The 10,412-nt window shown below is 74.4% G+C and carries 9 protein-coding genes; 2 read left to right on the forward strand and 7 right to left on the reverse strand.

The features are described from left to right. Positions 1 to 193: 193 nt before the first annotated feature. From CBZ_RS08445 to CBZ_RS08475, 7 genes are all read right to left on the reverse strand, one after another. Complete coding sequence (locus tag CBZ_RS08445) at positions 194 to 1,591, reverse strand: FAD-binding oxidoreductase (protein ID WP_130781129.1); 1,398 nt, start codon at positions 1,589 to 1,591, stop codon at positions 194 to 196. A 136-nt stretch (positions 1,592 to 1,727) separates the two neighbouring features. Further along, positions 1,728 to 3,503 (reverse strand): sensor histidine kinase, encoded by a 1,776-nt coding sequence (locus CBZ_RS08450; RefSeq protein ID WP_130781130.1) that lies wholly within the window; start codon positions 3,501 to 3,503, stop codon positions 1,728 to 1,730. Beyond that, positions 3,500 to 3,889 (reverse strand): response regulator, encoded by a 390-nt coding sequence (locus CBZ_RS08455; RefSeq protein WP_130781131.1) that lies wholly within the window; start codon positions 3,887 to 3,889, stop codon positions 3,500 to 3,502. The genes CBZ_RS08450 and CBZ_RS08455 overlap by 4 nt, the downstream gene beginning before the upstream one ends. 70 nt (positions 3,890 to 3,959) lie before the next feature. After that, positions 3,960 to 5,441, reverse strand: a complete 1,482-nt coding sequence (locus tag CBZ_RS08460) for a glycosyltransferase family 2 protein (RefSeq protein ID WP_130781132.1) — start codon at positions 5,439 to 5,441, stop codon at positions 3,960 to 3,962. After that, positions 5,438 to 6,169 carry a PHP domain-containing protein gene (locus tag CBZ_RS08465; RefSeq protein ID WP_130781133.1) on the reverse strand — a complete coding sequence of 244 codons (732 nt, stop codon included), beginning with the start codon at positions 6,167 to 6,169 and terminating at the stop codon, positions 5,438 to 5,440. The genes CBZ_RS08460 and CBZ_RS08465 overlap by 4 nt, the downstream gene beginning before the upstream one ends. Beyond that, the gene (locus CBZ_RS08470; protein ID WP_130781134.1) at positions 6,166 to 7,143 is read right to left on the reverse strand and encodes an ATP-grasp domain-containing protein; all 978 of its coding nucleotides are present in this window, start codon (positions 7,141 to 7,143) and stop codon (positions 6,166 to 6,168) included. Before CBZ_RS08470 ends, CBZ_RS08465 begins: the two co-directional genes overlap by 4 nt. Further along, positions 7,140 to 8,228, reverse strand: a complete 1,089-nt coding sequence (locus CBZ_RS08475) for a response regulator (RefSeq protein WP_130781135.1) — start codon at positions 8,226 to 8,228, stop codon at positions 7,140 to 7,142. The genes CBZ_RS08470 and CBZ_RS08475 overlap by 4 nt, the downstream gene beginning before the upstream one ends. Before the next feature lie 253 nt (positions 8,229 to 8,481). Between CBZ_RS08475 and CBZ_RS08480 the strand changes: the two genes are divergently transcribed. Both CBZ_RS08480 and CBZ_RS08485 read left to right on the forward strand, forming a co-directional pair. Further along, a complete protein-coding gene (locus CBZ_RS08480) occupies positions 8,482 to 9,657 on the forward strand; it encodes an LLM class flavin-dependent oxidoreductase (RefSeq protein ID WP_130781136.1) in 1,176 nt (391 codons plus the stop codon). A gap of 59 nt (positions 9,658 to 9,716) precedes the next feature. Further along, positions 9,717 to 10,334 (forward strand): FMN reductase, encoded by a 618-nt coding sequence (locus CBZ_RS08485; RefSeq protein ID WP_130781137.1) that lies wholly within the window; start codon positions 9,717 to 9,719, stop codon positions 10,332 to 10,334. Positions 10,335 to 10,412: the final 78 nt, after the last annotated feature.

Consider the following 10,412-nt stretch of genomic DNA (forward strand, 5'->3'; position numbering starts at 1 on the left):
GCGCGGGACGGTCGGGCGGCGGCCCGGGCCCGGGGAGCCTCGGCAGCAGCGCTCCGCAGGCTGAGCGGACGGGCCCGGCCCGTCGCTCGACGGGCGGCATGCCGAAGGGCCGGGTGCGTCCCCCAACGCCCCCGGCCCTCCCGCAGGACCGTCCCGGTCGCCGCTCCCTCCCCCGAGGTCGGTGACCGGACGGTCAGGCCCGCACGCCGCGCGCGGCGAGGAGCACGCCGGCCGGGTCGTACGCCCGGCTCAGCGTCCGCAGGCGGCGCGCGACGAGCGGCGTGAAGACACGCTCCGCCCACGCGCGACCCGCGGAGTCGGTGAAGTTCGGCAGCCCGCCGTCGCGCAGCCACGGGCCCATGCCCTCGCCGATGCGCGCCGCGTCGCTCGTCACGACCTGCGCGACCTCGGGGATCATGAGGCCGACGACGAACATGCTGTAGGCGGCGTCGCGGTGCGCGTACGCGCACGGGTCACCCTCGCGGACCTTCCCGCCGAGCTGGCGGACCTCGACCATGACCTGCGCCGACGGCACGCCCGGCCCGGCGAGCTCCAGGAGCCGGTCGGCGCCCGCGACGCCGAAGCCGTCGAGCAGGTGGTGCGACTCGTGCAGGGGCATCGGGTCGACGGGGTCGGCGTGCACGTCGCCGAGCGCGGCGTACGGCATGGTCTGCACGGTGTCGACGACGGGCGCGGCGACGGCGCGGATCGCGCGGATCATCTCCTCGCCGACCGCCGGGTCGCCGGTCCACACGAACCGCACGTTCAGCGTCACCTGGCCGCGCAGGGGCGGCGGGAACGGGTCCATGTCGGGCAGCCGCATGACGGCGACCGACGTGGTCCCCTCGTCGGGCAGCAGCTCGCACCACTGGCCCCACGTGCGCAGCACCGCCGCGACGTCGGCCTCGGCGAACCACAGCGAGCCCCCGTAGACGGTCGGCAGGTCGAGCAGGTCGACCTCGACCGCGGTGACGATGCCGAGGGTGCCCTTGCCGCCGCGCAGGCCCCAGAACAGGTCGGGCTCCTCGACGGCCGTGACGCGGCGCAGCACGCCGTCGCCCGTGACGACCTCGAACGCGCGGACCGTGTCCGACGACAGCCCGTGCGACCGGGCGACCGGGCCGAGCCCGCCCCCGGTGAGCATGCCGACGGCACCGACGTCGGGCGACGAGCCGCACAGCGCCGCGAGCCCGTGCGGTGCGGCGGCCTCGAGCACGTGCGCCCAGCGCACGCCCGCGCCGATCCGCGCCCAGCGCTCCTGGGGGTGGACCGTGAGCTCGTCGAGCGTGCCGGTGTGCACGAGGATCGCGTCGCGCATCTCCTCCGTCGCGCCGTGCCCGGTGCCCTGCACCGCGACCTGCACGCCGAACGCGGCGGCGAGCCGCACGGTCGCGCTCACGTCGGCCGGGCCGGTCGCGGCCACGACCGCGAGCGGGCTGACGGGGTGCATGAGGTTCGAGGTGGTCGTGAGGGCGGCGTACGCGTCGGAGCCGGGCAGGTGCACACCGGGGACGGCGTCCTGCAGGGCGCGGACGGCGGCGGCGCCCGCGGGGCGCAGGTCCGTCCGGGTCGCGGGGGTGAGGAAAGACATCGGGTGTTCCTTCGTTGTCCGGCACGGGGTTCCGTGCGCTCGACCGGTGGGGCGGCGCCCGAGTCGGCGCACGGGCAGAAGGGGACCCGTGCAGGTGTCCAGATACATCCCGGTCCGTCCAGTGACGGCGTGCCGGTCAGGCCGGGGCGTCCGGGGGCGCCGCCGGGAGCGTCACGACGAACGTCGTGCCCTCGCCCAGGGTGCTCTCGACGTCGAGCACCCCGCCGTGCGCGTCGACGACCGCCCGCGCGATGGCGAGCCCGAGGCCGACTCCGGGGATCGCGCGGCGCGTCGCCGAGGTCGCCCGGAAGAAGCGCTTGGTGAGGTCCTGCAGCTCGTCGGGCGCGATGCCGATGCCCGAGTCCCGCACGGCGAGGCTCGCGCCGCCGTCGACCGTCGGACCGACCTCCAGGTGGACCTGCCCGCCGGCGGGCGTGAACTTCACGGCGTTCGAGACGAGGTTGTCGACGACCTGCGCGAGCCGGCCCGGATCGGCGACGACCGGCGCGGGCGTGATGCTCGTCGTCAGCGCGACACCCGCCTGCTCGGCGACGGGACCCATCGACGTCGCGGAGCCGCGCACGACGTCGGCCAGGTCGATCGGGCGGGGTGAGATCGCGAACGTGCCCGCGTCGACCTGGGCCGTGAGGAGCAGGTCGCCGACGAGCCGGAGCTGGCGGCGGGCGTTGCGCTCGATGACCGTGAGGTAGCTGCGCTGCTCCTCGGTGAGGTCGTCGGTCCCGTCGAGCAGCAGCTCCAGGTAGCCGAGCACCGACGTCAGGGGCGTGCGCAGCTCGTGGCTCACGAGGCTGACGAACTCGTCCTTGAGCCGCGACGCCTCGCGCTCCGCGGTGACGTCCGTCGCGACCACGACGTACCCCGCGACGGTGCCGTCGACGTCGAGCCGACGCGTCACGGCGAGCTGCACCGTGACCTCGCTGCCGTCGCGGCGCCGGTACGCGCGGTCGCGGGCGGCGCCGCCCGTCCCGTCGGGCGTGAGGATCGACTCGAGCAGGCGCGCGGCGGCCGAGCCGGCGGCGCGCACGCCGGGCGCCCCGTCGACGGCGTCGAACCGCGCGTCGAGGTCCGTGATGCGGAGCTTGCCGACGACCTCGCCCTGCGGGAAGCCGAGCAGCCGCTCCGCACCTGCGTTGAACACCTCGACGAGGCCGGTGGCGTCGGTCGCGATGATCGCCTGCTGCGTCGCCGAGTCGATGATGGACACGAGCTGGTCGCGCGACGCGCGCCGGGAGTCCGCGACCCGGGCCAGCTCGAACGCGTCGGCCCGCACCCGCTCGAGCAGCTCCTGCTCGCGGTCGCGCATCTCGGCGACCGCCTCGGTGCGGGCACGCAGGCGCTCGGTGACCTCGTGGGCGGTGAACGCGACGACGAACGCGACGAGGCCGACGAAGAAGCTGCGCAGCAGCACGAGGGCGTCGAGCGACGCCCCCGGGTCCAGGGCCGCGGGGACGAGGATCACGAGCGCGACGCCGACGGTCGCGACCACGACGCCCCGTCGCCCGCGCTGCGCCGCGAGGGCGAGCACGGGCAGGAAGATCATCGTCGTGTACATCGAGCCGATGCCGCCGGTGCCCGCCCGGAGCAGCGCGATGGCGACCATCTGGAGCGCCGGCAGGACGTCCTGCGCCCACTCCGGCCCGTCGCTCCACGGCGCGAACCGCGCGAGCACGGCGATGAGCACGGCGACGCCGGCCGACGCCCCGACCGCCCACGGGATGCTCACGACGACCGCGGGGATCGACAGGGTGAGCAGCGCGATGAGGTACAGCAGCAGGAAGGGGAGCTGACGCTCGACGACGGCCGCGTCCGCGCCCAGCCGCGACACGACCGCGCTCAGGGAGCGGCGCGTCCCGCCCGCGGGGATCCTCGGGAGAGCCGGGGGAAGGGTCATGGCGCCTCGCCGGTCGGTGCGGCGCCGGGCGACCCGGCCGGCCCGGACCTCAGCGCCTGGTCGAGCGCCGCGCGCACGTTCTCGCCGACGAACGGCTTGGGCAGCGCGGCCTCGACCTGGGGGTAGTCGTGCGCGTCGAGGACGGACGTGACGACGACCGGCAGCCCGGGACGGCGGACGCGGAGCTCCTCGATGAGCTCCCAGCCGCCCATGCCGGGCAGGCGCAGGTCCACGAACGCGACGTCCACGTCGAGCAGGGCGTCGTCGGCCAGCGCCTCCTCCGCGGAGCGCGCCTCCATGACCGTGCAGCCGGTGCGCCGCAGGTGGGTGGTCAGCAGGGCCAGCTCGTCGGGCTCGTCGTCGACGACGAGCGCACGCACGCTCACGCGACGACCTCCGTCCGGTCGTCGGTGCGCTGCGCGGTCTGCGTCGCCCGCTGCTGGACGTCGTCGCGCGTCATCCCATCACCCTGCCCGTCTTCTCGGTCTTGTCCCACACCTGGGCGGCGCCGCGCCACTCCTTGACGTAGGCGTCGAGGGTGATCGCGCACAGCACCGGACCGAAGCCCACCACGTACAGCAGCGGTTTGGTGAGCCATCGCAGAACCGGCGCGCCCTCCACCTTCCGGACGAGCCAGGCGAGGACCATCGCGAGCACGCTCCAGGTGTACAGGACGAGGGTCCAGACGGTCAGCCCGGTCGGGGTGAGGTCCAGGCCGAACAGTGCCGGGAGGGTGTCGGTCCACAGGTGCGGGAACCAGGCGGCGAGCATGACGACGAGCGCGCCGATCCCCGGGAACGTGAGCCCTTCGATCCACGAGCGGCGCGCGGTGTCCCGGTCCAGGAGCAGCGTCGTCGCGGTGACGAAGACGTAGGCGACGACGGCGACCCACCACAGCGTGCGGAACGCCTGCGCGGCGGCGACGGCGTCGAGCAGGTACAGGCCGACGAGCCCGACCGCGGCGCACGTCATCGCGACCGGCAGCAGGAAGACCGAGAACCAGATGAACGCGAAGTCGACCGAGCCGAGCCGGTGCCCACGCCCCGGCCGGAACCACACCGACCGGAACCGGCGGGTGATCTGCACGTTGCCGCGCGCCCACCGGACCCGCTGCTTCCACAGCGCGCGGACCGAGTCGGGCTCCTCCGCGAGCACGACCGCGGCGCCGTCGAACACGACACGGCGCCCGTCGAGCTGCGTGAGGAACGTGGTGAACGTGTCCTCCGCGAGGGTCGTCGTGTCGATCTGCCCGCCGACGGCCTCGAGGTTCGCGCGCGAGTGGAGCTGGGCCCCGCCGGCCAGGCACGCCATGGCGCCCATGACGTTCTGCGCGCGGCGGGCGGCTGCCTGAGCGGTCACGTACTCGTACCCGATGAACCGGGCGACGGCGCCGGGACGGTGGCTGCCCTCGCGGATGAACGCCGTGACCGCGCCGACCTCCGGGTCGGCCAGGTGCCGGGTCATGCGACGCAGCGAGTCGGGGCGGTAGATGACGTCGGCGTCCATGATGAGCAGCGCCTGCATCCAGTCGTCCGCGAGCGCGTGCCGGATGCCGTGGTTGAGCGTGTGCGCCTTGCCCTGACCCCCCTGCGCGCGGCGCAGGTGCACGATGCGCCCGCCGTGCTCGGCCGCCTTCGCGAGGACGACCTGCGGGGTGTCGTCGGTGCTGGCGTCGTCGACGACGAGGACCCGCAGCCGGTCCGGCGGGTACTCGAGCCGCATGAGCCGGTCGAGCGACGCCCCCAGGACGGCACCCTCGTTCCAGGCCGGGACGACGATCACGACGTTCGGCAGGTGGGGCGCGGTGCGGCCCAGGTGGTTGCGGAACGCGTGCAGGGGCACGAGCAGGTACTGGTAGACGCCCGCGAGGACCGGCCCGACGCCGACGACGACGAGCGCGACGCAGACCGCGACCAGCACCGCCTGCCAGGTGCTCACACGTGCCCCTCGACGCCGCGCAGCCAGGCGTACCGGCCGACGTCGTCCGCGACGTGCGCGTCGGTCGACGCGACGAGCTCGACCCCGGCGGCGCGCAGCCGCTGCCGCACGCGCGGGCCGGGGCACCGCCACTTCTCGTTGACCTCGACCGGGGTGCCCGTCGCCACGACGGCCGCGGCGAGCGCGTCGAGCAGGTCGTCGGGGACGTCGTCCTCGGAGAGGCCGATCTTCGGCAGCAGCGAGAAGGGGTGCGCGAGCTGCGCACGGCCCGCGCGGTGCACGGCGCGCACGGTCGCGGTGACGAGCGTCTCGACCGCGCCGGCCGGCGTCAGGGAGCCGTCGGCGAGCCGTTCGAGCACGACGCGCGGGCTCCACGGGCCGTCCGGGCCCGGGAACTGGTGGTCGGCGAGCAGCACACGGTCGGCGCCGTCGGGTGCGCCGAGCGCCGCGAGCACCTCGGGCGGGGCGTCGATCGCGCCCGACGAGTCGAGGATCTTCGCCTCGACGCCGGTGAGGACGCGCAGCCCGTCGACCGCGGGCAGCGCGCGCACGACCGCGAGGAAGTCCGGCACGTACGTCGTCGAGACGCGCACGTGGTCGACCATGCGGATCGTGTCGAGGCCCGCCGCGCGGGCAGCGGCGAGGTTCTCGGCGGGGGTGCTGACGGCGTCGTCGGAGAAGGCCGAGTGGACGTGGTGGTCGCCGCGCAGCGACGGGCCGCCGGTCATGCGGTCGTCGGCGCGGGCAGGATCTGGTCGAGCGGCAGGAAGACGTCCTCGAGGTAGCGGACGTTCGCGACCTCCGCGAAGTCGACGCGCTCGGGGATCGGGCGGCCGAGGACCGCGTCGAGCGTGAGCGACGGCATGTCGACGCCCGCGGCGATCGTCAGCGGCATCGCGCCCGGGAACCGCGGGTTGACCTCGAGCAGCGCCGGGCGGCCCTCGGCGTCGCGCTTGAGCTGGACGTTCGCGACGGTCGTGAGCCCGACGGCCCGGGCGACGGCGGCGGCGGTCTCGACCAGGTCGTCGTCGTGCACCGTGACGCCCGCGACCGCGACGCCCGAGTCGACGCGCAGCCGGGCCCGGGGCACCGCGGCCACGACGGACCCGTCGAGCGCCGCGAGCACGTCGACGGAGAACTCGTCGCCGGGCAGCATCTCCTGCACGATCAGGTCCTCGTCGGCGTGCACGGCGTCGAGCTCGGCGGCGGTGAAGACCGTCCGCACCCCGCGCGACCCGGCGCCGCGCCGCGGCTTGACGATGACCGGGAAGTCCCAGCCCGACAGGGCCTGCGGCGTGCCGACGAGCTCGGTGCGCGGGACCCGGACCGTCCGCTCGCAGGCGCGCGCCAGCGCGAGCTTGTCGAGGCACGTCTCCAGGGTCGTCAGCGCGGGCGACGCGAGGAGCGTGCCGGCGGCGGCCAGGTCGTCGCGTGCGGCGGCGAGGCGCGGGAGCTCGACGTCGACCGTCGGGAACAGCACGTCGATGCGGTCGTCGCGGCACATCGCGGCGACGACGTCGACGAAGTCGGGCGCGCGACCGGCCGGCACGAGGCGGCGCCGCTCGGCGGGCACGAGGTAGATCGCGCTGGCCCACCGGTCCATGTCGGCGGCGTACACCTCGACGTCGCCGCGGGCCTGCAGGGAGCGGATGACCGCGACGCCCGCGGGCCCGCCCGCTCCCGTCACCAGGACTCGGGTCATCGGTGCCCTCCTGTCTCGTCGTGGCGCAGCCGTGCGCCGTCGTCGGCCGCGGCGAGACCCGCGGCGCGGCCGGTGCCGGAGATCAGGGCGGCGATCCGCACGGTCTCCAGCGGCTCGGCGAACCGGCCGGTGCCGAACCGGGACCAGTAGCGGGCGGTGGCGCGCACGAGGTCGGGCTCCATGTAGTCGCGGTGCGCCTGCGACTCGAACGCGGCGAGCATCTGCAGCTTCGTCTCGACGAACCCGTCGACCGGCACGAACGTGTCGGGGCGGAACTCGACGGTCGCCGACGGGCTCTGGAAGCACAGCAGGGACGGCACGCGGCGGGCCGCGACCTGCACGGCCTGGTGCACGGCGCGGTGGTCCTGGTGCCGGTCGTGCACGGAGTGCGTGTAGACGATCGTCGGCGCGACCTCGCGGATCGTCTCCTCGATCGTCCTGATGAGGCCGCCCGCGGGGTCGAGGCGGGTGTCCTCGAAGTCGTGCAGGTAGAGGCGTGCGCCGATGACGGCGGCCGCGGCGAGCGCCTCGTGCCGGCGGGCGTTGACCTCGCCGCCGACGGACCCGCTCGACAGCGTGAGGACGACGACCGTGTCGCCGGCGGCGCGGTGCGACGCGAGCGTGGCGCCGACGCCGATCTCGACGTCGTCGGGGTGGGCGCCGACGGCCAGGACGGTCTCGCCGGGGACGGCGGCCTCGCGGCGGCGGCGGCCCTCGGCGGCGAGCGCGCCGATCTTCTCGACGAGGGTCGCCGCCCCGACGGGCTTGACGAGGAACTCGTCGGCGTCGCGGCGCAGCGCCTCGACGGCGTAGTCGACGCTCGCGAAGGCGGTCATGACGGCGACGGGCACGCCGGGCGCCCGCGAGCGCAGCTCACCGAGCAGCTCGAGGCCGCTCATGCCGGGCATCTGGATGTCGGTGAGGACGACGTCGAAGGTCTGGACGGCGACCTCGGCGAGCGCCGACATGGGGTCGTGGACGACGGTGGCCGCCATGCCCCCGCGACGTTCCAGGACGGTTCGGACGAACTGGGCCGTATCGACGTCGTCCTCGACGACGAGGACCCTCACCTGCTCGTCCGTCACGCTCGTCGGCCCTCCCCGCCTTGCCTCTCCGATCGTCAACACCGTAACCGCCGGGGTCCGCGGGAGCCTGTCGAGGACCGTCCACCGGCGCGTCCCTGGGCGGTCCGGCTGTCGCGCGGGCGGTGTCCGCGGGACCCTGGGTCAGCCGGCTCCGGCCGGGGAATAGGACCGGGCACCCCCGGGTTGAGCCGACTTGATACATGCAAACGCATGAACTTCCCGGCAGGGGAGCAGAGCAGGAACGAGGCGCACCATGCAGTTCGGGATCTTCAGCGTCGGCGACGTCACCACCGACCCGACCACCGGCCGCACCCCCGACGACACCGAGCGCGTCCGGAACATCCTCACGATCGCCCAGCACGCCGACCAGGCGGGCCTGGACGTCTTTGCGACGGGCGAGCACCACAACCCGCCGTTCGTGCCGTCCTCCCCCACCACGATGCTCGGCTACCTCGCCGGCACGACCACGAACATCACCCTGTCGACCGCGACGACCCTCATCACGACCAACGACCCCGTCCGGCTGGCCGAGGAGTACGCGATGCTCCAGGTCATCTCCGACGGCCGGATGGACCTCATGATGGGCCGCGGCAACACCGGACCCGTCTACCCGTGGTTCGGGCAGGACATCCGCCAGGGCATCCCGCTCGCGATCGAGAACTACGCGCTGCTGCGCCGCCTCTGGGAGGAGGAGGTCGTCGACTGGCAGGGCAAGTTCCGCACGCCGCTGCAGGGCTTCACCTCGACCCCCCGCCCGCTCGACGGCGTCCCGCCGTTCGTCTGGCACGGCTCGATCCGCTCCCCCGAGATCGCCGAGCAGGCCGCGTACTACGGCGACGGGTTCCTGCACAACGCGATCTTCTGGCCGCTCGAGCACGCCGCGCAGATGGTCGCCTTCTACCGCCAGCGCTTCGAGCACTACGGGCACGGCCAGGCCGACCAGGCGATCGTCGGGCTCGGCGGGCAGGTGTTCATGCGCAAGAACTCGCAGGACGCCGTCAAGGAGTTCCGCCCCTACTTCGACAACGCGCCCGTCTACGGGCACGGCCCGTCGATGGAGGAGTTCATGCGTGACACCCCGCTGACCGTCGGCAGCCCGCAGGAGGTCATCGACCGGTACGGGAAGTTCCGCGACCAGGTCGGCCACTACCAGCGGCAGATGTTCCTCATGGACCACGCCGGGCTGCCCCTCAAGACCGTCCTGGAGCAGATCGACATCCTCGCCGAGGAGGTCGTGCCCGTCCTGCGCCGCGAGGCCGAGGCCGCCCGCCCCGCGCACGTCCCCGCCGGACCGCCGTCGCACGCCGAGCGTGTCGCCGCCGCGCGCGCCGCCGGCAAGCTGCCCGCCGCCACGACGGCCGCGACCGACCACTGGACCGGCCGCACCGCCGAGGACGACGTGGAAGCAGCGGACGCCGTCACGCGTTGAGCACCGCAGGAACCCCTCGCACCCCCCCGCACGCACGAGAGCACAGGAAGAAGGACACGATGAGCGACCGCTCGATCGTCGTCGTCTCGGCCGGGCTGTCCCAGCCCTCCTCGACGCGCCTGCTGGCCGACCGGCTGGCCGACGCGACCGTGGCCGAGCTCGCCCAGCGCGGCATCATCGCGCAGGTCGAGACCGTGGAGCTGCGGGACCTCGCCCACGAGATCGTCAACATGACCCTCACGGGCTTCGCGTCCGGCCCCCTGCGGACCGTGCTCGACACCGTGGCCCGGGCCGACGGCCTCATCGCCGTCTCCCCCGTGTTCTCCGCGTCCTACTCGGGGCTGTTCAAGTCCCTCGTGGACGTGCTCGACAAGGACACGCTCGTCGGGCGGCCCGTGCTGCTCGGCGCGACCGGCGGCACCGCCCGGCACTCCCTGGCGCTCGAGTACGCGCTGCGGCCGCTGTTCGCCTACCTGCGGGCCGACGTCGTGCCGACGGGCGTGTTCGCCGCGACCGACGACTGGGCCGACGCGGGCAGCGACCGCGTCAACCCGCTGCCGGAGCGCATCCGGCGGGCCGGGCGCCAGCTCGCCGAGGAGGTCGCCGACCGCGAGCCGAGCGCTCCCGCGGGCCTGTACGACGCGGTCCCGTCGTTCGAGGACCTCCTGGGCGGCTGACCCGGCTTCCGCCCGACCGTCGAGGTCGTGACTTCCGCCCGAGGTCGTGACCTCCAGGTCACGACCTCGGCGCGAAGT

This window comes from Cellulomonas biazotea (assembly GCF_004306155.1).
In the GTDB taxonomy this organism is placed as follows: Bacteria; Actinomycetota; Actinomycetes; order Actinomycetales; family Cellulomonadaceae; genus Cellulomonas; species Cellulomonas biazotea.

Coding starts and splice junctions, on each gene's coding strand:
- CBZ_RS08485 (WP_130781137.1), top strand. CDS start 9,717: ATGAGCGACCGCTCGATCGTCGTCGTCTCGGCCGGGCTGTCCCAGCCC.
- CBZ_RS08445 (WP_130781129.1), bottom strand. CDS start 1,591: ATGTCTTTCCTCACCCCCGCGACCCGGACGGACCTGCGCCCCGCGGGC.
- CBZ_RS08465 (WP_130781133.1), bottom strand. CDS start 6,169: ATGACCGGCGGCCCGTCGCTGCGCGGCGACCACCACGTCCACTCGGCC.
- CBZ_RS08470 (WP_130781134.1), bottom strand. CDS start 7,143: ATGACCCGAGTCCTGGTGACGGGAGCGGGCGGGCCCGCGGGCGTCGCG.
- CBZ_RS08450 (WP_130781130.1), bottom strand. CDS start 3,503: ATGACCCTTCCCCCGGCTCTCCCGAGGATCCCCGCGGGCGGGACGCGC.
- CBZ_RS08480 (WP_130781136.1), top strand. CDS start 8,482: ATGCAGTTCGGGATCTTCAGCGTCGGCGACGTCACCACCGACCCGACC.